The following is a 21,913-nucleotide window of genomic DNA, read 5'->3' as shown; positions in this document are numbered from 1 at the left end:
CTCCGCCTGCCCAGTATGCGACTACTGCTCCGATTCCGCTCGCTGTTCCTCGGGTTCGCGGAGCTCGCTGCGGAACAGGTGCAGTGAGCGCCCTGCGCTCTTCGCCAGCGCCGGCAGCCTGGTCGCGCCGAAGAACAGCGCCACGACGGCGAGCAGGATGAGGGCGTGCCAGCCCGTGAGGTTCTGCAGCACTCCCACGGCTCAGCTCCGCCCGGGTGCGCCGCCGGTACCGCCGGCCGGCGGGGTGCCTCCGCCGCCCGCACCTCCCGCGCCTCCGCCCGACGGGGCAGAGCCCGAGGTGGGCGCCGTGCCGGTGTCGACCCGCACGGTGAGCGCGACCTGGTAGCCCGCGCTCGCGTCTCCCGTCACGGTGGCCAGCTGCAGCGCACCGCCGTCGTCGCCGAACACGTTGTCGCTGTCGAGGCTCACCTGCGCCAGGTTGGCGCTCGAGCCCTCGTAGCCGCTCAGCGCGTAGACCGTCTCGCAGACGTTCTGCGGAAGCGCCACCTGCGAGGTCGCGATGGCGTTCGTCGAGTCGGTGATCGACCCCACATCGGGATAGACCTCGAAGTGGATGTGCGGCCACCGCCCGGAGTAGCAGGCCGGGAAGATGGAGCTGTAGCTCACCCGGCCGTCCGCATCCGCCACCTGCACACCGCGGAGGTAGGTCTCGTTCTCGATGCCGTCGGAGTACATCGAGTACCCGCCGGCCGCGTCGCAGTGCCAGACGTACACGGCGACGTTCTCGAACGGCACGTCGCCGTTCGCCTGGTCGAGCACGGTGAGCGTGAGCGCCATCGGCACCCCGCTCGCGGTGGTGCCGCCGTCGAGGCTCGACCGGATGTCGCTGCGCACGATGCCCGACTGCTCGAGCACGTCGACGCCGTTCGACCCGTCGCCCGGGTAGGGCCCCGCGGTCTCGTCGGGGATCTCACCGGCCGGCAGGCTCGACGAACCGGTCGCCGAGCCCGTCGACGAGCCCGTCGAGCCCCCGGCCGACGAGGTGGCGGTGCCGGGGGCACTCGATGCGGGCGTGCCCGAGTCGGTGGTGCAGGCGGCGAGCGCCACCGCGCCGAGCCCGAGGCCGAACAGGCCGAGCACATTGCGGCGGGTGAGGAGGGTGCGGATGTCGAAGGGCGCGCCCTGGTCGACCACCTCCTCGTCGGCACGGTCGAGCAAACGGCCCTCGTAGGCGGGCCCCTCGGGTGTGGAGTCGGGTTCGGGGATGCGGCTCATGATGATGGTCTCCTTGATCGGGAGGCTCCATCGTCGGTCGCGGCCCTTTCGCGACCCTATGGCCCTCCTATGACGTCTCTATGGGTGCCTCCCGGTCGAGGCGCACCAGGCGGCCGTCTCGGGTGAGCTCGAAGGTGGTGTCGGGGGCGAGCCGGTCGAGGAAGGCGTCGTCGTGGCTCACCACGAGCAGCGCTCCCCGGTAGGCCGCGAGCGCCTCGACGAGCTGCTCGACGCTCGACAGGTCGAGGTTGTTCGTGGGTTCGTCGAGCACGAGCAGCTGCACGGGCGGGTCGGCGAGCAGCAGTCGCGCGAGCGCCACCCTGAAGCGCTCCCCGCCCGAGAGCGAGGCGATCGGGCGGTCGACGGCCGCTCCGCGCAGCAGCAGGCGGGCGAGCTGGTCTCGGATGCGCGCCGGCGCGACCCCGGGAGCGGCACGCCGCACCTCCTCGAGGGCGCTGGCCTCGGGGTCGAGGTCGTCGAGGCGCTGCGACAGGTACCCGACGCGATCGGTGGCGAGAACGCCGGATGCGCGGGGCGGGTCGAGCGGGGCGCCGGCCGTGGGCCCGTCGGTGCGGCCCACCGCCTGGGCGTCGGCGCGGTCGACCGCCCGGGCGTCGGAGCGGTCGTCGGCGCGGCCGTCGGTGCGGCCTTCGGAACTGCCGTCGGCGCGGCCGTCGGCACTGCCGTCGGCGCGGCGTTCGGAGCTGCCGTTCGTCGAGCCGCCGTTCGCTGAGCGGCCGTCCGTGCGGCTGTTCAGGAGGTCGAGGAGCAGGGTGGTCTTGCCGACGCCGTTCGCGCCGACGAGGGCGACGCGCTCCGGGCCCTGCAGGTGCACGACGGTGCCGTCGGAGCCGCGCAGTTCGGCGATACGGCGAGCGCGGGGCACAGCCGGGTCGGGGAGATCGAGACGGATGTGCTGCACCTCGCGCACCCGCGCATCCGCTGCGTCGACGGCGGCCTGCGCAGAGTCGACCCGGCTGTCGTGACCCGAACGGAGCGCTCCCGCCGAGACCTGGGCCCGGTTCGCGAGACCACCGGCGAGGATGCGCGGTATGCCGCCACTCAACTGGGCCTGTCGAGCGGTGCGGGCGCGGCGGGCGAGCTTCGTCTCGGCCTCGATGCGCTGGCGCTTCTCGGCCTTGAGGGCCTGCTCGGCCGAACGGGCCGCCTGCGCCGCGGCGCTCTGCTCGCGCTCGAGGTTCTCGCGCCAGGCGCTGTAGGCACCGCCGAAGGTGGTGAGGCGGCCGGCGTGCAGCTCGGCGGTGGCGTCGACGCGCTCGAGCAGCTCGAGGTCGTGGCTGACCACGACCAGGGCTCCCGGCCAGTCGTCGACGAGGGCGCCCACCCGTGCCCTGCCTGCTCGGTCGAGGTTGTTCGTGGGCTCGTCGAGCAGGGTGATGGGGAGGTTCCTCAGCCGCAGGCCCGCGATGGCGACGAGCATCGCCTCACCGCCGGAGAGGGTGCCGACGGTGCGGTCGAGCACGGTGGCGCTCGGCGTGGCGGCGGCACCGGCACCGACCCCGGTGCGGTGCGAGGCGTCGCCCGGGCCGGCGCCTTCGCCCCACCCGAGCTCGAGCCGTGCCAGGGCTTCGAGGGCCCGCGCCTCGACGTCCCAGTCGTCGCCGACGGCGTCGAAGTGGTGCGGTGCGACGTCGCCCGCCTCGATGGCCCGGAGAGCGGTGAGGGTGCTGTCGATGCCGAGCAGCTCGGCGATGCTCGCCCCGGCGTCGAGGGTGAGGGTCTGAGGTAGATAACCGACCTCGCCGGTGGTGACGATCGTGCCGGAACTCGGCTGCAGGAGTCCGGCGACGAGCTTCAGCAGGGTCGACTTTCCGGTGCCGTTGTCGCCGATGAGGGCGGTGCGACCCGGGCCGAAGGTGCCCGAGAGCCCGTCGAGTGCGACCGAGCCGTCGGGCCACTCGAAAGTGAGCCCGCGGAAGGTGATGGCGGCCTCGGCCGACGAAGAGGTGTGCGAGGAGGATGACATGGAGCTGCTCCCAAGATGACGGCGAGGCGTGACGACGCGCTGGCGTTCTGACGCGCTCGCTGAGCGGATGGGTGAGACGGACACGGCGCGCGCACTGCGGCGGCCGGAGGGGCGAAGGAGCGCCCTAGTGTCTGTCGACCTCGATCTCCATGCCCACGATGCTACCAGGATGCGCATCGAGCGAGGCCGGTGCAGATCAGGAGCGTTCGCCCCCGCGCATCCGGCGTTCGCGGCGCAGGGCGGGGAGGTAGAGCAGGGCGCCCACGGTGCTCACGAGGCCGGCAGCCACGAACACCGGTGCGGTGCCGACGGCGTCGGCGAGCGGTGCCATCGCGAGCAGCCCGAGGCTGTAGGCGCCACCGGCGACCACCGAATTGATCGACAGCACGACCGCGCGGTTCTGCGGGCCTGCCTCGCGGTGCAGGAGAGTGGCGTGCATGGGGCCGCCGGCGCCGTGGGCGAGATAGGCGAGCCAGAAGGCGGCGACGAGGCCGAGCGGGCCGGCGACCAGCCCCATCACCACGACGAAGGCTCCGTTGAGGATGCGCGCGGCGATGGCCGTCCAGGCCACTCCGATGCGGCGGGCGGCGAATCCCGCGAGGGTCGAGCCGGCGGCGAAGAGCGCCCAGGCGGCGGCGGCCGCCGGGCCGAAGACGGCTCCGGCGGAGGATTCGCCGCCGAGCATCCCGGCGAGGCTGACGGGCGTGAACGTCTCGAACGCGATCATCGCGACGCTCCAGAACACCTCGACGAGCACGAGGGCTCGCAGCACGGGCGAGGAGGTCAGGAGGCGGCCTCCCGCGGCGAGCGAGCGGGGCACCTCGCGCATGCCGCGGCCGAGGGAGCGGAGGGCGGCGAGTGCGGCGGGCCGCCGGGCCCCCGCGGCGGGGCCCTCGGGGCTTCCGGGGCCTTCGGCATCTCCGGCGCCTGCGAGGCTTCCGGCGGCTGCGGGGGTTCCGGCGCCGCGGCGCGGCTCGGAGACCAGCACCGCGATCAGCACCGCGTGCGCCGCCGTGAGCGTCGTCGCCACCAGATAGGGCAGTACCAGCGCCGACAGGGCAGCCCCCAGCGGCGCCCACGCCACGAGACCGCCGCCGGCCAGGGCGCTGCCGGCGATGGCGACACCGAGCACGGTCGCAGCGCGGCTGAGGCCGCGCTCGACGGGCGCGGCGGGGTCGGCGGCGTGCAGCGCGTCGACGTACCAGGCCTCCAGCGGGCCCGAGTCGAGGGCGCGGAAGACCCCCTGTCCGGCGAGCGCCACCGCGAACATCCAGAACGAGTCGGCGACCAGGAACAGGGTGCTCGACAACACCGCCACCACGCCCGAGGCGACCAGCACGGGCCGGCGACCGAGCGCATCCGCCAGTCCACCCGTCGGCAGCTCGAGCGCGAGCACCACGAAGCCCTGTACCGAGAGCAGCACCCCCACCTCGGCGAGCGAGAGCCCGCGCTCGAGGGGCAGCAGCACGGTGAGCCCGAAGACGAGACCGACCGGCAGCCAGCGCGTGGCGGTGAGCAGGAGGAAGCGGCGCTCGACACTGCGGGCCAGGGGTACCGGGGCGGTGCGGGGGGCTGCGGGTGGGCCGGGAGCTCGGCCCGGGGTTCGATCGGATGTTCGCGTCATGGCCGGCACTCAGGCGTCGGGCGGGGTGAGGTCGAGCGGGCTCGACTGCACCGTCACGTGGATGCGCCGCGCATCCGGGTGGCCGGCTCCGGCCTGCCTGAACCGGGCGAGCAGCGCGTCGAGCTCGTCGCGCAGCTCGACGGCCTGCGCCGGGGTGACCTCGACGAAGCTGTCGCTGAGGCCCAGCGCGTCGACCCACTCGGCGGGCCAGCTCTCGCTGACGTCGAGCCAGCGTTCGGCCCGTGCGGCGAACTGGCGCACGTAGTCGCGCTGCAGCCAGCCGAGCGCCGTGCGCGCGTTCTCGTCGTCGGCGAAGCCGGAGTTCACCCAGGAGTGGAAGTCGCTCGCCGCCCGCCAGAGACGCCGGCGGCCTGTGCCCTCGCCCGTGTCGACGACGAGACCCACCTCCTCGAGGGCGCGGAGGTGGTAACTCGTGGCGCCGGTGTTGGTGTCGAGCAGGGCCGCCAGCTCGGTAGCGGTGGCGGGGCCCGCCACCCGCAGGCGCCCGAGGAGGCGCGATCGCAGCGGATGCGCGAGCACTTTCACGGCGCGGGCGTCGAGCTCGACTCCGGTGTACTCGTCCATACCTCGATGGTGCCATGCAGGGAAACTATGCACAAGTTCTTTGCACACTTTCGCTGCATCGACCTCCTCCCCCGCGGCTGTCGGAGGCGCATCTTAGGATCGGGACATGCAGTCCTCGCTCCACGGCCTCCGCATCGAGCGGGTGGGTACCGACGATGCGGCGCTCGTGCGCCTGGTCACCGAGCAGGAGCGGGAGGTGATGGCCCGATACGGCGCCGAAGAGCCCGGACCGCCGTTGGCCGCCGGCACGCCGGCCCTGCTCGCCAGCATCGACGGGGAGCCTGTCGGGTGTGTCGGTGTCGCTCGGCTCGACGAGAGCACCGGCGAGATCAGGCGCCTCTTCGTCGCTCCCGCCGCCCGGCGCGGTGGCGTCGCGAGGCAGCTGATGGCGGCGGCCGAAGCGCTCGCTCACGAGCTCGGCTACAGCACGCTGCGCCTCGAGACGGGAACCGGGCAGCCCGAGTCGCTCGCGCTCTACCGGTCGAGCGGCTGGGCCGAGATCGAGGGCTACGGGTACTACCGCGACTTCCCCGAGGTGGTCTCGATGGAGAAGGCTCTCGAGGCGCGGGCTTCCGCCCCGCTCTTCACCTACGACCACGCCCTGCGGGCGGCTCCGGCCTGGTGGCGCGGCGCCCTGGCGATCGTCATGCTCGTCGCGGGGTACTTCCTCGCGTCGGTGGTGTTCAGCGCAGCCGCCGTCGTCGTCGACCTCACGACGGGCGCCTCCACCGTCGATGACCTCGCCGACGGCATCCCTCGGCTCACACCCGTGCTCATGCTGGCCAACAACCTCGCGCTCGCGTCGCTGTGGCCGATCGCCGTGCTCACCCAGTGGGCGGTGTTCGGGGTGAGGCCGCGGTGGATGTCGTCGGTCGCCGGCGTCTGGAGGTGGCGCTGGATGCTGCGCCTCGCTCTCGTCATCGTGCCGGTGTGGGTGGTGTACGTGGGGGTCTCGCTGCTGCTCGGGCCGCTCGACCCGATCGAGCTCACCGGCTCGGTGGTCGCGATGCTGCTCGTCGTGGTGCTGACAACGCCGTTCCAGGCCGCCGGCGAGGAGTTCGCGGCCCGCGGGCTGGTGCAACGCGCGGTGGGATCGTGGTTCCGGCACCCCGGTGTCGCGTTCGCGGCGGGCACCCTCGTCTCGGGCGCACTCTTCGCCAGCGCGCACGCCGCCGCCGACCCCTGGCTCGTCGCCTACTATTTCGTCTTCGGCGCCTCGGCTTCGTTTGCCGCACGCCTCACGGGTGGGCTCGAGGCTCCCGTGCTGGTGCACGCGACGAACAACGTGCTGCTGCTCGTGCCGGTCGCACTGATGGGTCAGACCGATCAGGTGTTCGAGCGCGGCGAGGGTGCGGGGAGCGTCTTCATGCTGCTGCCGATGGCGTTGTGCCTCAGCGCGGCCCTGTTCATCGGGTGGTGGGCGCGGCGCGCGGGTGTCACGACGCGGGCGCCGCTGCCGCCGACCCGGGGCCGGCGGCTGCCGACGGCAGTGCCTTAGCCGTCGCGCTCACGGCCGAGGCGCGAGGCGGCCGGGGCGCGCCGCTCAGCCGAGGCGCTTCGCGGCCTTCTCGGCGGCCTTCTCGGCGCTCTTGTAGGCGCGGGTGCGGGCCTTCTTCACGGCCGGGTCGTCCCAGAACTTCTTCGCGGTGTTGCTGATCTCGCGGTAGCGCGACCGTCCGGCCTTGGTGCCGGCGACGTAGGCCGCCGCCCCCACGGCGACGACGGTGAGCACGGTGAGCGGCTTCGACATGAGTACTCCTTCTCGGGCTGCCCCCGAGACACCGGGGATCTGCTTCGTGTCTACGCCCCTCACCGAGCATCCCCAACCCCTTCCGAGTCCCTTCCCGGCGAGCGGGCCGTTCAGGCAGGACGTGAGCGGCAGTAGGGTGTCGGGATGCGCAGCGGGCACGGGGACTGGGAGCAGGTGGGTGCCGGGGTGTTCCGGCGGCGGTTCGAGCCGCTCGACGTGTCGATCGGGGTCGTCGTCGCTGCCGGCGGCCTCACCGTGATCGATACGCGCAACAACCCCGCTGAGGCGCGCGAGCTCGTCGCCGACGTCGGCGCGCGTTTCGAAGCTCCGATCGTCGCCGTCGTGAACACGCACGCCCACTACGACCACAGTTTCGGCAACCAGCACCTCGCCTCGCTCGACGGGCGGCCCCCGATCTACGGGCACGCGATGATCGCGCGCCACTACGCCGACCACGAGGCGCCGCGCCTCGAGGCGGTGCAGCGCGACCCGCAGCGCGAGCCCGACAAGTCGTGGGGCGAGGTGATGCTCACGCCACCCACGGTGGAGGTCGAACGTGCCGTCACGATCGAGCCGGGCGGCCGGCCCGTGCGACTGCAGCCCCTCCCGCGCGGCCACACCGACACCGATCTCGCGGTGCTCGTCCCCGACTCCCGCGTGTGGTTCGTCGGCGACGTGATCGAGGAGTCGGGTCCACCGATGTTCGGCTCGGGCTCCTTCCCGCTCGAGTGGCCGGCCGCCCTCGACGCGCTGCTCGCCCTGATCGAGCCGGGCGACGTCATCGTTCCGGGCCACGGCGCGGTCGTCGACCGCGACTTCGTGGTGCGCCAGCGCGACGCCTTCGGGGAGATGGCCGCGTTCATCCGCTCGTCCCGTGCGGCCGGGCTCGACGTCGAGGCGGCGGCCGCGGCCGCTCCCGCGCCACTCGCGGCGCTGTGGCCCTCGTCGTTCGTCGCCTCGGCATTGCGCGCCGGCTTCGCCGCGCTCGGCTGAGCGCGCCGGGAGGCGGACAGCCGGTCAGCGGGTCAGGACGTGAGGCTGCGTAACTCGGCGAGGGCGCGGGCGATGCACTCGGGGAGGCCGGGCGCCGACGGGTCGGCGATCCAGCGCTCGAAGCCGAGCTTGAAGACGGTGACTCCGGTCTCGCCGAGCAGGGCCGCCGCCGGTTCAGGCACGCCCCGCTCGCGGAGGGCCGCAGCCACCGCCGCCGCGAGGGTCGCCATCTTCAGCAGCTCGCGCTCCTGAAGACTCGGATGCGCGACGATCGCCGCGTACCGCAGCTGGGCGTAGTCCCGCCGGTCGTCGAGCACCTCTCCCGCGGCCTGCATTCCCGCACCGACGACCTCGATGGGCGCCGCGTCGGCGGGGGCGGCCGTGATCGCCGCGACCACGGCGTCCTGCAGCAGGGTCGACCCCTGAAAGAGCACCTCGCGCTTGTCGGCGAAGTGACGGAAGTAGGTGCGCTCGGTCACCCCCGCGCGCTGGGCGATGTCGAGCACCGTCGTGTCGTCGAAGCCGCGCTCGGCGAAGAGCTCGAGTGCGGCTCTGGCGAGGCGACCACCCGCATCCGGTTCCCAACGTCCCACGGGTCCAGTGTAGTCATGTCATTCACTGACATGATGTGCTACCGTCTGCATGACAGCGACTGACATCACACGCTGCCCACCGCTTCAGCAAGGAGAGAGAACATGCGCGTCTTCGTCACCGGAGCATCCGGGTGGATCGGTTCCGCCGTCATCCCCGAACTCCTCGCCGCCGGCCACCGGGTGTCCGGCCTCGCCCGCAGCGACACCTCGGCAGCGGCAGTGCACGAGCTCGGAGCCGAGACCCTCCGAGGAGACCTCGACGACCTCGACACGATGCGCGCGGGCGCCGACGCCGCCGATGCCGTGGTGCACCTCGGGTTCAAGCACGACTTCACCCGCCTCGCCGAGTCGGGCGCCACCGAGCGCGCCGTGCTCGAGACGTTCATCGACGCCCTCGACGGCTCCGGGCGACCGCTCCTGTTCGCCGCGGGGGTCGCAGGCATCACGCCCGGACGAGCGGTGACCGAGGACGACGCGACACCCGCGGTCGGGCCCGAGGCCCCGCGCGGGGGCGGAGAGGAGCTCGCGCTGTCGTCGGCGTCGCGAGGTGTGAGGCCGGTGGCACTGCGCTTCGCACCGAGCGTGCACGGCGACGGCGACCACGGCTTCGTGTCGACCCTCGCGCAGATCGCCCGCGAGAAGGGCAACGCCGCGTTCGTCGGCGACGGCTCGAACCGCTGGGCCGCCGTGCACCGCTCCGATGCCGCGCGGCTCGTGCGGCTCACCCTGGAGGCGACGGCTGCGGCCACCGCCGATGCCCCTGCTCCCCGCGTGGTGCACGCCGTGGCCGAGGAGGGCATCGCCGCGAGCGACATCGCCGCGGCGATCGGCAGCGCGCTCGACCTCCCCGTCACGTCGATCTCACCCGACGACGCGGCAGCCCACTTCGGCTGGATGGCTCGCTTCTTCGGCATCGACATGCCCGCCTCGAGCACCCTCACCCGCGAGCGCCTCTCCTGGACCCCGACCGGCCCCACCCTCCTCGACGACCTCGCCTCCGGCTCCTACTCCCCCGCCGCCGATGCCGCCCCTCGGTAGCGCCGCCTCGCGGTAGCGGTGCGACGCCCGCCCGAAGTCGGTTGGACTTCGCGGGCGTGGGCGGAACCGGATGGAGTCTGGAGCGCCCCACGCCACAGAGTCCCATCCGGTTCGGGCAGGCGAAAGCCGGCGGGCGGCCGCGGGCGGGCGGGCGGAGGCGGGAGGCGGGTCCGCTCAGCGGGCGGTCGCGCGGATGGCGTCGATGAGGGCCCTGATCTGCGGCCGGCGCACGGCCCCGTGCCGCGCCGCGATCGAGAACACCCACGGCTCGACGGGCACGGCGAGCGGCAGCTTGACGCACCCGGAGCTGTCGACCATGTCGGGCACCACCGCCACCCCGAGCCCCGCCGCCACGCACGGCCCGACGCTCGGCAGGTCGGCGAGCTCCGCCGAGACGTGCCGCCTGATGCCGTGCTCGGCGAGGATGCGGTCGAGCTGCACCCGGTTGCCGAACCCGGGCAGCACGTCGACCCAGTCGTCGCCGGAGAGCTCCTCGAGCGCGACCGACCGGCGGCCCTCGACCGCGAAACGGTGGCCGGGCGGCAGCAGCACCACGAACTCGAAGCTCGCGAGCGCCCACGAGTCGAGGTCGGGTGGCACTGCCACCCCCGAGAAGGCGAGGTCGAACCTGCCGTGGGCGAGGTCGTCGATGAGCCCCGTCGAGCCGGTGGGCGAGCCCGCGATCTGCACGTCGACGAGCGGATGCTCACGCCGGAACCGCCTGAGGGCCGCCGGCAGGTCGAGCACCTGCATCGCCGCGAAGGTTCCGATGCGCACCCGCCCGCGGAGCCCCGAGCCCGACTCGGTCGCCGTCTGCCGCAGCGCCTCGACGTCGTCGAGCAGCGCGCGGGCGAGGGGAAGCAGCACCTCGCCCGGTGGGAGCAGCCGTACCGCCTTCGTGCTGCGCTCGAACAGAGCGACGCCGAGCTCGCCCTCGAGGCTCTTCAGCCCCGCCGACACCGTCGACTGTGCGGCGAACAGGCGTTCGGATGCGCGGGTGACGCTCAGTTCGTCGGCAACCGTCACGAAGTACTCGAGAAGCCGCGTCTCCATATCGTCATCATAGACCAAACCGATCACACTCAGCGATACAATTCGTTGGACTCGATGATAAAAGAGGCGCATCATCGAAGCATGTCGACCCCTTCCCTGAGCCTGCCGCCCACCGCCTCCACCCCGGCCGTCTCCGTCACCGCCGAGGGGCGCCTGCTCACCCGCCGCCGCATCCGTCTGCCGCACCGGGCGGGCTTCTGGGTCACGGCCGTCGCCTTCCTCGTGATGATGGCTTTCAACACGGTGCCCACCCCGCTCTACGCCCTGTACCAGCAGCGCGACGGCTTCCCCACCGTGATGGTGACAGTGATCTTCGCCGCGTACTCCCTCGGTGTCATGCTCTCGCTCTTCCTCGCCGGCCACCTCAGCGACAGGTTCGGTCGTCGCCGCATGATCCTCACGGCGGTGGTGGTCGAGGTCGTCGCAGCGCTGATGTTCCTCCTCTGGTCGTCGGCCGAGGGCCTCGTGGCTGCACGATTCATCGCCGGTCTCGGCATCGGCATCCTCACCGCCACCGCCACCGCGCACCTCGCCGACCTGCGTCGTATCTCGCACCCCACGGCCACCCTCGGCTTCGCCGCCACCATCGCGGGCGTGGCGAACATGGGCGGGCTCGCGCTCGGCCCGCTGATCGGCGGTGTGTTCGCCGAGTGGATTCCGGCCCCGCTCATCACCCCGTACCTCGTCTTCCTCGCCGCGCTCGTGGCCGTCGGCTTCGCCTACGCGTTCGTTCCCGAGACCGTGGTGCGGGTACGCACCCGCGCACCGTACCGCCCGCAACGGGTGCGCGTGCCCCGCGACTCCCGCACCGCGTACTGGGCGGCCGGCATCGGCGGCTTCGCGGCCTTCGCCATCACGGGGCTGTTCGGTTCGGTGGCGCCCACGTTCCTCGCCCAGCTGCTGCATCAGAGCGACCGCTTCGTCGCGGGCGCCGTCTCGTTCTCGGTGTTCGGCGCGGCCGCCCTCGCCCAGGTCGTGTTCGCGAGGGTGAGCACCCGGCGCCAGATCGTGCTCGGGGTCACCCTGATCGTCGCGGGCCTCGTGTCGCTCGGCATCGCGGCCCTTACGATCACGGCCGCCCCGTTCGTGCTCGGCGGGATCGTCGCGGGCGCCGGGGTCGGTCTCGTCTTCCGCGGGGCGCTCGCGACCGCGGGGGCCCTCGCCCTCGAGGGCAGCCGCAGTGAGACCACCGCGGGCATCTTCCTGCTCGGCTTCGCCGGCATGACCGTGCCACCGCTGCTGGTGGGCATCGCGCTGCTCTGGGTGCCGCTGGTGCCTGCGTTCCTCGGCTTCGTCGTGCTGGTGCTCGCGCTCATCCTGTGGGCCGGCCCGCGCATGGTGCGTGCGACCAGCAACCGCAGCGGCACCGGCGCCACCACGGCCGGCTGAGCGCCGCGCTCAGCTACTCCACCCGGCGGAAGCGCGGCCCGGCGTACCCGTCGCGCTCGACCGGCTCGACGAACATGGCCAGCGGGCGCACCCACAGCGAGTGGTCGCCGTAGAGCGTGCGGTAGAGCACCAGCCTCTCCTCGGTCTCGCTGTGCGTGACGACGTCGATCACCTCGTACCGCGCCCCCTTGAAGTGCTCGTAGACGCCGGGCCGCGGCTCGTTCTCGCTCACGAACAGCGAGTCTAGGCTGGAACCGATGCGAGACGACGAGCGGATGCGACGCGCCGACGAACAGGAACGGCGCGCCCTCGAGGCACTCGGCTCGATCAGTCGCGGCGGCGACCTCGGGGCGGAGACCCTCGCTCTGTCGAACGAGTTCACCGACCGGCAGACCGCTCGGTTCGGTGCCTGGTTGCGCCGGCTGGGCCGCCGCCGGCTCGGCAACCCTGCAGCGCGCGACGAGCGCGCAGACGGCGAACGCGCGCACCACGAACGCGGGCACCCCGACCGCGCGCAGCACGACCCGGCGCACCCCGACCGCGCGCAGCACGACCCGGCGCACCCCGACCGCGCGCAGCACGACCAGGCGCACCCCGACCGCGCGAAGTACGAACCCGGCCACACCGACCGCCCGCAGCACGACGAGGACACGCGATGACCAGCACCCCGGCCCCCTACCCCGCCGACGAGACCGCAGACCAGGGCCCGACCATCGCGTCGCGGCTCGGGCTCGGGCTCGCCGCTCTGGGCCGACCCGCCTACATCACCTCGGGGCGCGGCACCGATCTGGGCGACCCGTCGCAGCGCTCGGTGGAGGCGTTGCGGGAGAACGCCCACCGCATGCTCGACGCGGCCTGGTGGCTCGGGGTGCGCTACGTCGATGCGGCGCGCTCGTACGGATACGCCGAAGAGTTCCTGGGGTCGTGGCTCGCCGCGCATCCGGGCCGCCGCGACGAGCTCACCATCGGTTCGAAGTGGGGCTACGACTACGTCGGCGGGTGGCGGATGGACGCCGACGTGCACGAGCGCAAAGACCACTCCCTCGCCCACTTCGAACGCCAGTGGCCCGAGACCCTCGAGGCGCTCGGCACCACTCCCGACGTGTACCTCGTGCACTCGCTCACCCCCGACAGCCCCGTGCTCGGCGACGCCGCCCTGCTCGACCGCTTGCGCGCACTCGCCGCCGACGGCGTGCGGGTGGGGTTCTCCACCAGCGGGCCGGCTCAGGGCAGGGTGATCGAGAGCGCCCTCGCCCTCCCCGAGTCCCCGTTCTCGGCGGTTCAGACGACCTGGAACCTGCTGGAGCAGTCGGCCGGTGGCGCCTTGGCCCGCGCCAACGACGCCCGCTGGCTGGTGGTCGTGAAGGAGGCGCTCGCCAACGGCAGGCTCGCCCCTTCTGCCGGTGCCGACGGCGGCGACGCCGCAGACCCGGCGGCCGACGCGGTGGCCGCGCTCGCCGAGGCCGACGGCCAGAGCGTCGACGGCTTCGCGCTGGGGGCAGTGGCGGCGCATCCCTGGGCCGACATCGTGCTGAGCGGCGCCGTCACCCGCGCGCAGCTGCGCGGGAACCTCGCCGCCCGGGTTCCCGGCCCTGCGTTCACCGAGGAGGCGCTCGGCGCGCTCGCCGAGCATCCGGAGACGTACTGGCGGGAGCGTTCGGCTCGCCCCTGGAACTGAGCGGGTCGACACCCCTCGCCGGAAGGGGCGGCGAGGGATAGCCTCGATCATGGCCACCCCGAGCTCGCCAGACGCCTACGGCAGGGCGCAGCGCGACAAGCGCTTTCGCGAGGCGCTGGTGCGGGCCTACGACGGCCGGCACGACGCCCTCGACGCGCTCTGGTGGCTCGGGCGACCTGACCGACCCTCCCCCGACGGCTCCCCGTCGCCGCGCGCAGGGCTCGCGGAGCTCGAGGCCGCCGTGTACGGGCCGGATGCGCGCCCCGGCGACACCGCGGCGCCCGCCGCCCTGGAGGGCCTGCTCGCCGAGCTCACCGCCGACCGGCTCGCCATCGAGCGGGCGCTGCGAGCGGCGGAACGGGAGGTCGACGGCGAGGGCGCGCTCTCCCGCGCCGGAGGAGACGGGCGGGACGAACCCGGCGCGGTCGACAGGGACGGCATGACCGGCATCGCGGGCACGTCGGGCACTCCGGGCACGTCGCGCACCGACAGCCTCGACCCCGACCTCGAGGGCGAGGCAGACCCTGGCCACGCATCCGGCGCCTTCCCGCGCCGGCCCCGCTCGATCCTCACCCTCGCGGTGGTCGCGGCCGCAGCACTGCTCGCCGGTGTCGCCGGCGGGATCGCCCTCGGCAGCGGCACCCTCGGCGACGCCTCCCTCGCCGGTGGCTCCGCGAGCTGGACGGGGAACGCCGAGGGCGGCTTCAACGGACTCACCCCCGGGGGCCGGCCCTCCCCGGGGGCGACAGTCGACACGCCCGCGGCGCTGCAGATCTTCGACCGCGAGCAGGTGCCGAGCGACCTCCCGCCGGTGCTGCACTCGCTGCGGCTGCGCGAGACCACGCTGCGGCCGCTCGGCCCGACAGCGACCGGCGCCCTCTATGCAGCGCGTGACGTCGATGACCGGGTGTGCCTCGTGCACGTCGACACTCAGGGGTCGTACGCCGCCTCCTGCGTGTGGCAAGGGGCCTTCCCCGCCGACGGCCTGCTGCTGCGGGTGTCGTCGCCGGTTCCCGTCAGGGGGCCCGACACGGGGAGCCTCCCCACCGGACCGCAGGCCTCCGACCTCGAGGTGCGGTGGATGCCCGACGGCTCGCTCACCGGTCAGGAGAATCCCACCCCGCTCGAGCCCGACTCCTGAGGGGCGGCGACGGCCTCGCGATTTGCCCCTCGACCGGGAGGGTCGCGGCGGCTACGGTGATGTTGTCCGTGCCGTGACGCCGTCCACCAGAAGAGGTCCCCGCCGATGACCCCGGCTCCTCCCCCACCCGCCCGGCGATCGCGTGCGGGTGCCGTGGTGCACACCGTCGTCAGGGCCGTTCTCGGTGCGACGCTCCTCGTGCTCCTCGTGCTCATCGCCCTCCGCTACGTCGGCGCCCCGTCGAGCACGGTCGCCGATCCGGTCGCCACCGACACCGCGGCGACGGAGTCGGCGACCCCCACCCCCACCCCGACCCCGACCCCGACCCCCACGCCGACCCCGACGCCCACCCTGCCCTCCGCGGGAGACGGTGGCTCGGGCGGCGGGGGCGACGGCGGCGGAGGCGGCACCGACGGCGGCGGCACCGGCGGCACGGCCGCCCCTGTGATCGAGTCGTTCACCTCGTCGGGCGCGGTCTCCTGCGCGCCCCCCTCCGAGGCACCCGACGGCGGCGTCGGCCGAGCCCCCGCACCCGTCGTGAGTTTCAGCTGGACCAGTAGCGGCGGCGAGGAGGCCTGGTTCGGCATCGGCACCTCCGACGCCCAGGCCGCGCCCTTCAGCCAAGTGGGCCTCAACGACTCGATCGCCCTCGACTACCAGTGCTCGAACGCCATGGAGACCTACGCGATCACGGTGGTCGGCCCCGGCGGCAAGACCTCCCAGACCGTCGACGTCGTGAACACGGGGTATGTCGGATGACCGGGCTGCCACCGATCCTCGACGGCTTCGACTACCTCGACACCCTGGGTTCGGGCGGCTTCGCCGACGTCTTCCTCTACGAGCAGCATCTGCCCCGGCGGCGGGTCGCGGTGAAGGTGCTGCACGGCGACGCCGTCGACGACGAGGCGGTCTCCCGGTTCCGCGACGAGGCGAACCTGATGGCGCAGCTGTCGTCGCATCCCTCGATCGTCACCATCCACCAGGCGGGGGTCACGGGCGACGGCCGCGCCTACCTCGTCATGGAGTACTGCGCACTGCCCGACTACGGCCGCCGGTTCCGGCAGCAGAGCATCCCGGTCGAGGAGGCGCTGTCGGTGGGGGTGCAGCTCGCGGGTGCCGTCGAGACGGCGCACCGCGCGGGCGTGCTGCACCGCGACATCAAGCCCGCCAACGTGCTCGTCACCGACTACCGCCGCCCGGCTCTCGCCGACTTCGGCATCGCGGGGACCGTCGGGGCCTCCCACGCCCCCGACGCCTACTCGGTGCCCTGGGCCGCACCCGAGACCTTCGGCGAGGGAGCGGTGCTCCGCCCCACCTCCGACGTGTACTCCCTGGGCGCGACGGTCTACACGTTGCTGGCGGGCAGGGCCCCGTTCGAGATCGCGGGCGGCGACAACTCGCCCGACGCACTGCTCGCGCGGGCGAGCGCCGGAGCACTGCCCGCCACCGGCCGAGCGGATGTTCCTGTCGCCGTCGAAGCACTGCTCGCCACCGCGCTCGCCGCGTCGCCCACCGCCCGCCACACCTCGGCGCTCTCGTTCGGGCGCGCCCTGCAGCAGGCCCAGCAGCAGCTCGGCCTCGCGGTGACCGGGCTCGACGTGCTCGACGATCCGTTCGCCCGGGGCACCGGCACGCCGACGGCGGCCTTCCCCGCGACGACCGCACCGCCGGCACCGAGCGCCGGCGCGGCGCCCACCGCGTCGCTGCCGTCGGGCGCCGCGGAGACCACGCCCGCTCCACCTCCCACCCAGCTCTACCCGACCGCGCCGGCGAGCCCCACCGCTCCCACCACCGTGCTCCCCGCGGAGGGCACTGCGGCAGGTGCGGCAGCCGCGGCAGGTGCGGCGGCACCACCGGCCGCGCCTGCAGCCCCCGCATCCGCTCCCCCCACCGCCCCCACCGTGGCGTTCCCGCACGCCACCACGGCACCGGGGGCGCCGGCGAGCGCCGAGACCCTGATGCGCTCGCATCCGGCACCCGCCGCCGGGGGTTCCCCCCTCGAGTCGACGGTGCGCCGGCCCGCGACAGCGCCGACCCAGGCGGCACCCGTGTACACCGCGCCCGAGCGCCGCAGGCCGCGCTGGCCGGGGGTCGTGCTCGACGTCGTGCTCGTCGTGGCGGTGGCCGGAGCTGCCGCCGTGCTCCTGATCGGGGGCTGACCGGGTGCGCCTGAAGTTCACGCTGCTGCGACGGAACGCCGGGCCCGCCGACATCGTCGTGACCACCGACGCCACCGCCTCGGTGGGCGACATCGCTGCGGCGATCGCCGCAGCCGACCCGCTCGAGCCGACCGCCCCCGGCCCGGTGACCCTCGTCGTATCGCCGCCCGCCTTCTCGAGCGAGACCGTGCTCGTGCCGGGCACCCCGATCGGCGAGGCCGAGATCGGCTCGGGCTTCACGGTGCGCATCACCAGGCCCGCCGACCCCTCCGAGCTCGCCCGAGCGACCCCCGGCGCCATCGCGCGGGTGCTCGCCGGGCCCGACGCGGGCCGCGAGTTCCCCCTGCCGTACGGGGAGAGCACGATCGGCCGCGACCCGTCGTGCACCGTCGTGCTCGCCGATCCGCTGGCATCGAAGGTGCACGCGAAGGTGATCGTCGCCGACACCCTCGAGGTCGCCGACCTCAACTCGGCGAACGGCCTGCTCATCGACGGCGGCGTCGTCACCCGGGTCACGGTCGACGAGCACCAGAGCGTGGTGATCGGCGACACCGAGCTCGGCTTCAGGCGCCTCGACCGCGCCAGCGCCCCGCGCGTCGCCGAGCGCGGCGGCGTGCTCCCGGTCAATCGTGCACCACGCGTCGAGCCGCGCTACCCGGGCCGCTCGTTCCCCACGCCTGCTGCCCCCGCGGCGCCTGAGAAGGGCCGCTTCCCGTGGATCTCGCTGGTCGCCCCCCTCGTCACCGGCGCGGCCATGTTCGCCCTGTTCCAGAGCCCCTTCGCCCTGCTCTTCGTGGCGCTGGCCCCCGTGCTGGTGCTCGGCAGCTATGTCGACAACGGCCTCACCCGGCGCCGGCGCCTCGACCAGGAGACCACGCGCTTCGACGCCGAGCTGCACGACCTCACCGTGCAGCTCGCCGAGGAGGTGCCGCGAGAGCGCGCGGTGCGGTCGGCCGAGACCCCGTCGACCTCCGAGGTCTCCGCCGACGCTCTCCAGCTCGGCCCGCTGCTCTGGACCAGGCGCGCCGAGCACTGGGCCTTCCTCGCCTTCCGCCTCGGCACCGGCACCCTGAGCAGCCGCAACACCGTCGAACCGGGGCCGGACGACCCCCGCGCCGTGCCCGAGCTGCGCACCCGGGCTCGCGACGCCGTCGCCCCGTTCGCGACCATCGCCGACGTGCCGCTCGTCGAGAGCGCCTACTCGGCCGGGGCCATCGGCGTAGCGGGCGAGCGCGCGACCGCCGCCGACTACGTGCGTGGCCTCCTGGTGCAGGCCGCAGGACTGCACTCCCCCGCCGAGGTGGCGGTCGCCGCGCTCACCAGCGCCTCCTGGTCGCCCGAGTTCGCCTGGCTCGGCTGGCTGCCCCACACCTCCTCCCCGCAGTCCCCACTCGGCTCCCAGCTCCACCTCGCCGACAGCGCGGCGACGGGCCAGGCCCTTCTCGCGTCGCTCGAAGACCTCGTGGCCGCCAGGGCCTCGGCCGAGGCGGCCCGTCGCGGAGCGATCGACGAAGCGGATGCCGTGGTCACCGAGGGCGCCAAAGTCGGTCGCCCCGGCGCGGCGGCACCTCCCGCCGGCCGCCACGGGCCAGCCCTGCTGCTCGTCGTCACCGACGATGCGCCGGTCGACCGGGCGCGATTGGTGCAGCTGGCCGAACGCGCTGCAGACGCCGACGTGCACATCCTGTGGGTGGCCGCGTCGACCCGCGAGCTGCCGGCCGTCTGCCGCAGCTGGGTCGACCTGGCGGGCGGGAGCGACGCGGCCGCGGTCGGCCTGGTGCGGCTCGGCGACACCGTCTCGCCCGTGCGCACGGAGCGCGTCGACCTCGCGCAGGCGACCGCTCTCGCGCGGAGGCTCGCGCCGCTCGTCGACTCCGGCGCCCGGGTCGCCGACTCGAGCGACCTGCCTCCGTCGGTGTCGTTCCTCGCTCTCGTCGGAGGCGAGTTCGGTGAGGCGGCGGCCTCCGTGGTCGACCGCTGGCAGCAGAACGACTCGCTGCGCACCGGGGCGGCGGGCACCGCGGCCCACGCCGCCGCCCCCTCGGCCGGAACAGCGCGCCCGGCCCGGCGAGCATCCGGACTGCGTGCCCTGGTGGGCGTGGCGGGGCCCGACTCGATGCACCTCGACCTGCGCGCCCAGGGCCCGCACGCCCTTGTCGGCGGCACCACCGGCTCGGGAAAGTCGGAGTTCCTCCAGGCCTGGGTGCTCGGCATGGCGCTGGAGTACAGCCCCGACCGGGTGACCTTCCTCTTCGTCGACTACAAGGGCGGCTCGGCGTTCGCCGAGTGCGTCGCGCTGCCGCACGCGGTGGGGCTCGTCACCGACCTGAGCCCGCACCTCGTGCGCCGGGCGCTCACCAGCCTCCGTGCCGAGCTGCAGCACCGCGAGCGGCTGCTCGGGCGCAAGAAGGCCAAAGACCTGATCGAGCTCGAGAAGCGCGGCGACCCGGAGTGCCCTCCGGCGCTCGTGATCGTGATCGACGAGTTCGCGGCCCTCGCCACCGACGTCCCCGACTTCGTCGACGGCGTCGTCGACGTCGCCCAGCGCGGGAGGTCGCTCGGCATCCACCTCATCATGGCCACGCAGCGGCCGGCCGGCGTCATCAAAGACAACCTGAGGGCCAACACCAATCTGCGGGTGGCGCTGCGCATGGCCGACGAGCACGACTCCACCGACGTCATCGGCGAGAAGAGCGCCGCCGCCTTCGACCCGTCGCTCCCCGGCCGTGCCATCGCGAAGACCGGGCCGGGCAAGGTCACGCCGTTCCAGACGGCGTACGTCGGTGGTCGCACCCGCTCCGAACCGGAGCGGGCCGCGGTGAAGGTCGCCGAGCTGCGCTTCGGTGCCGAGATCGTGTGGGAGGCACGGGCGGGGATCAGCGCGCCCGTGGAAGAGACCGGGCCGAACGACGAGGCGCGGATCGTCGCGACCATCGGCACTGCCGCCGTCGCGGCCGAGGTGCGACCGCCGCGCCGGCCCTGGCTCGACGAGCTCGCGCCGGTGTACGAGCTGCGCGAGCTCGTCACCGTCGACCGCCGCGGATCGGACGAGCGCAGCGAACCCGGCGGTCCCGCCGGTCCCGGCGCACCCGGCGACGCCGCCGCATCCGGTGACGCGACCGGGCTGCGGCTCGGCGTCGCCGATCTCCCCGAGACCCAGGAGCAGCGCACCGCACGATTCCTCCCCGACGTCGACGGCCACCTCGCCGTGTACGGCACGGGAGGCTCGGGCAAGACCGTGCTGCTGCGCACCCTCGCCGCCTCGGCCGGGCTCGCGCCCGAGAGCGACCCGACCGACGTCTACGCGCTCGACTTCGCCGGCGGCGGGCTCCGGATGCTCGAACGGCTCCCCCACGTCGGCTCCGTCATCGCGGGCGACGACACCGAGCGGGTGGCCCGGCTGCTGCGCATGCTGGGCGAGCTGCTCGACCAGCGTGGCCGCGACTTCGCCGCCGTCGACGCGGGCTCGCTCGACGACTACCGGCGCATCTCCGGCGAGCTCCGCACTCCCCGTCTCCTCCTGCTCGTCGACGGCTTCCCGGCGTTCCGCACCGAATGGGAGGCGGCGAGCGGCAGATCGGCGCGCTACAGCGAGTTCCTCCGGCTGCTCTCGGAGGGCAGACGGGTCGGGGTGCACGTCGCGTTCACCGCCGACCGGCCGGGCAGCGTGCCCACCTCGGTGAGCTCCTCGGTGCCGCGCCGCGTGGTGCTCCGGCTCTCCGACGACTCCTCCTATCTCATGCTCGACGTTCCCGACGACGTGCTCGGGCCGGGCTCCCCCGCCGGGCGGGCGCTGCTCGACGGCCACGAGACGCAGGTCGCCGTGCTCGGTGCCACCCGCAACGTGCTCGAGCAGGCAGCCGCTCTCGATCGCCTCGCCGAGGAGCTGCGGGCGGCGGCCCGGGCGAGCGGGCGCGGGGAGGCGGCGGCGATCCGCTCCCTGCCCACCGAGGTGCCGCTCAGCGACTTCCCCGAGCACGTCTCCTCGCGGCCGGTGCTCGGCATCTCCGACGACACCCTGCAGCCGATCGGCTTCGAGCCGTCGGGGGCGATGCTCCTCGCCGGGCCTCCCGGGAGCGGCCGCACCTCGGCGCTGCTCACCCTCGCCCAGTCGCTCCGGCGAGCCGAGCCGGGCATCCGGCTGCACTACCTCGGTCACCGACGGTCGCCGCTCGGAACCGCCCTCGACTGGGAGGCGCAGGCCACCGACACCGAGCGGGTGGCCGAGCTGGCGAGAGCCCTCGCCGCCGAGGTGACGGCCACGCCCGCGCCGACGGCCGCATCCGCGACCGGCACCGGCCACGCCACCGCCCGCCGCATCGCGGTGCTGGTCGAGGGCATCGGCGACTTCCTCTCGACGCCGGCCGATGCGCCCATCGTCGAGCTCATCCGTGCGATCAAGCGCAGCGACCACCTGCTGATCGCCGAGGCCGAGTCGAGCGCCTGGATCTCCTCCTGGCCCCTGCTCGCCGAGATCAAGAACACCCGTCGCGGAATCCTGCTGCAGCCGGAGCCCGCCGAAGGAGAGAGCATCCTGCGCACCGTGCTGCCGCGGGTGGCCCGCTCCGAGTTCCCGCCCGGCCGCGGCTACTACGTCGCCGGCAGAGCCGTGCGGGTTCATCTGCCGCTCCCGGCGGCCACCACCGCATCCGCCACCGCTTCATCGACCACCCCTTAGGAGAACACC

Annotated in this window: 19 protein-coding genes; 10 read left to right on the top strand and 9 right to left on the bottom strand. The window is 73.8% G+C overall.

The features are described 5' to 3' along the window. Positions 1-21: 21 nt before the first annotated feature. The 5 genes from ABFY20_RS05965 to ABFY20_RS05945 form a co-directional block, all read right to left on the bottom strand. Positions 22-198 (bottom strand): twin-arginine translocase TatA/TatE family subunit, encoded by a 177-nt coding sequence (locus tag ABFY20_RS05965; RefSeq protein ID WP_368499024.1) that lies wholly within the window; start codon positions 196-198, stop codon positions 22-24. Positions 199-201: 3 nt separating this feature from the next. Beyond that, entirely contained in the window at positions 202-1,236 is a 1,035-nt protein-coding gene (locus ABFY20_RS05960; RefSeq protein WP_368499023.1) for an intradiol ring-cleavage dioxygenase, read from the bottom strand. A 67-nt stretch (positions 1,237-1,303) separates the two neighbouring features. Continuing rightward, entirely contained in the window at positions 1,304-3,223 is a 1,920-nt protein-coding gene (locus tag ABFY20_RS05955) for an ATP-binding cassette domain-containing protein (protein WP_368499022.1), read from the bottom strand. 196 nt (positions 3,224-3,419) lie between these two features. Next, a complete protein-coding gene (locus tag ABFY20_RS05950) occupies positions 3,420-4,847 on the bottom strand; it encodes an MFS transporter (RefSeq protein WP_368499021.1) in 1,428 nt (475 codons plus the stop codon). A 9-nt stretch (positions 4,848-4,856) separates the two neighbouring features. Next, entirely contained in the window at positions 4,857-5,432 is a 576-nt protein-coding gene (locus tag ABFY20_RS05945; protein ID WP_368499020.1) for an ArsR/SmtB family transcription factor, read from the bottom strand. 106 nt (positions 5,433-5,538) lie between these two features. Between ABFY20_RS05945 and ABFY20_RS05940 the strand changes: the two genes are divergently transcribed. After that, positions 5,539-6,930, top strand: coding sequence for a GNAT family N-acetyltransferase (locus tag ABFY20_RS05940; RefSeq protein ID WP_368499019.1), 1,392 nt, complete (start codon positions 5,539-5,541; stop codon positions 6,928-6,930). Between the two features lie 45 nt (positions 6,931-6,975). Here ABFY20_RS05940 and ABFY20_RS05935 read toward each other — a convergent pair whose 3' ends face one another. Then, positions 6,976-7,182 carry a hypothetical protein gene (locus tag ABFY20_RS05935; protein WP_368499018.1) on the bottom strand — a complete coding sequence of 69 codons (207 nt, stop codon included), beginning with the start codon at positions 7,180-7,182 and terminating at the stop codon, positions 6,976-6,978. 144 nt (positions 7,183-7,326) lie between these two features. On the opposite strand from ABFY20_RS05935, the gene ABFY20_RS05930 reads away from it, so the two are divergent. Beyond that, positions 7,327-8,175 (top strand): MBL fold metallo-hydrolase, encoded by an 849-nt coding sequence (locus ABFY20_RS05930; RefSeq protein WP_368499017.1) that lies wholly within the window; start codon positions 7,327-7,329, stop codon positions 8,173-8,175. Between the two features lie 32 nt (positions 8,176-8,207). Here ABFY20_RS05930 and ABFY20_RS05925 read toward each other — a convergent pair whose 3' ends face one another. After that, positions 8,208-8,768 (bottom strand): TetR/AcrR family transcriptional regulator, encoded by a 561-nt coding sequence (locus ABFY20_RS05925; protein WP_368499016.1) that lies wholly within the window; start codon positions 8,766-8,768, stop codon positions 8,208-8,210. A gap of 102 nt (positions 8,769-8,870) precedes the next feature. Between ABFY20_RS05925 and ABFY20_RS05920 the strand changes: the two genes are divergently transcribed. Then, positions 8,871-9,806 carry an SDR family oxidoreductase gene (locus ABFY20_RS05920; protein ID WP_368499015.1) on the top strand — a complete coding sequence of 312 codons (936 nt, stop codon included), beginning with the start codon at positions 8,871-8,873 and terminating at the stop codon, positions 9,804-9,806. Positions 9,807-9,980: 174 nt separating this feature from the next. On the opposite strand, the gene ABFY20_RS05915 is transcribed toward ABFY20_RS05920, so the two are convergent. Further along, positions 9,981-10,859 carry a LysR family transcriptional regulator gene (locus ABFY20_RS05915; RefSeq protein WP_368499014.1) on the bottom strand — a complete coding sequence of 293 codons (879 nt, stop codon included), beginning with the start codon at positions 10,857-10,859 and terminating at the stop codon, positions 9,981-9,983. An 81-nt stretch (positions 10,860-10,940) separates the two neighbouring features. Between ABFY20_RS05915 and ABFY20_RS05910 the strand changes: the two genes are divergently transcribed. Beyond that, a complete protein-coding gene (locus ABFY20_RS05910; protein ID WP_368499013.1) occupies positions 10,941-12,248 on the top strand; it encodes an MFS transporter in 1,308 nt (435 codons plus the stop codon). 13 nt (positions 12,249-12,261) lie between these two features. Here ABFY20_RS05910 and ABFY20_RS05905 read toward each other — a convergent pair whose 3' ends face one another. Next, positions 12,262-12,480, bottom strand: a complete 219-nt coding sequence (locus ABFY20_RS05905; protein ID WP_368499012.1) for a DUF1653 domain-containing protein — start codon at positions 12,478-12,480, stop codon at positions 12,262-12,264. A 25-nt stretch (positions 12,481-12,505) separates the two neighbouring features. Between ABFY20_RS05905 and ABFY20_RS05900 the strand changes: the two genes are divergently transcribed. The 6 genes from ABFY20_RS05900 to ABFY20_RS05875 all read left to right on the top strand — a co-directional run bounded on the left by ABFY20_RS05900 (position 12,506) and on the right by ABFY20_RS05875 (position 21,904). Then, positions 12,506-12,907, top strand: coding sequence for a hypothetical protein (locus ABFY20_RS05900; RefSeq protein ID WP_368499011.1), 402 nt, complete (start codon positions 12,506-12,508; stop codon positions 12,905-12,907). After that, positions 12,904-13,926: an aldo/keto reductase gene (locus ABFY20_RS05895; protein WP_368499010.1), complete on the top strand. Its 1,023-nt coding sequence runs from the start codon at positions 12,904-12,906 to the stop codon at positions 13,924-13,926. Before ABFY20_RS05900 ends, ABFY20_RS05895 begins: the two co-directional genes overlap by 4 nt. A 49-nt stretch (positions 13,927-13,975) precedes the next feature. Next, positions 13,976-15,067, top strand: coding sequence for a hypothetical protein (locus ABFY20_RS05890; protein ID WP_368499009.1), 1,092 nt, complete (start codon positions 13,976-13,978; stop codon positions 15,065-15,067). 105 nt (positions 15,068-15,172) lie between these two features. Continuing rightward, on the top strand, positions 15,173-15,826 hold the full coding sequence (locus ABFY20_RS05885) for a hypothetical protein (RefSeq protein ID WP_368499008.1): 654 nt from the start codon (positions 15,173-15,175) through the stop codon (positions 15,824-15,826). Continuing rightward, positions 15,823-17,226 carry a serine/threonine-protein kinase gene (locus ABFY20_RS05880; protein WP_368499007.1) on the top strand — a complete coding sequence of 468 codons (1,404 nt, stop codon included), beginning with the start codon at positions 15,823-15,825 and terminating at the stop codon, positions 17,224-17,226. The genes ABFY20_RS05885 and ABFY20_RS05880 overlap by 4 nt, the downstream gene beginning before the upstream one ends. A gap of 4 nt (positions 17,227-17,230) precedes the next feature. Further along, complete coding sequence (locus tag ABFY20_RS05875; RefSeq protein ID WP_368499006.1) at positions 17,231-21,904, top strand: FtsK/SpoIIIE domain-containing protein; 4,674 nt, start codon at positions 17,231-17,233, stop codon at positions 21,902-21,904. Positions 21,905-21,913: the final 9 nt, after the last annotated feature.

The sequence above is a fragment of the Herbiconiux sp. A18JL235 genome (genome assembly GCF_040939305.1).
GTDB lineage: Bacteria > Actinomycetota > Actinomycetes > Actinomycetales > Microbacteriaceae > Herbiconiux.
This window is presented reverse-complemented; position numbering and strand designations above follow the sequence as displayed.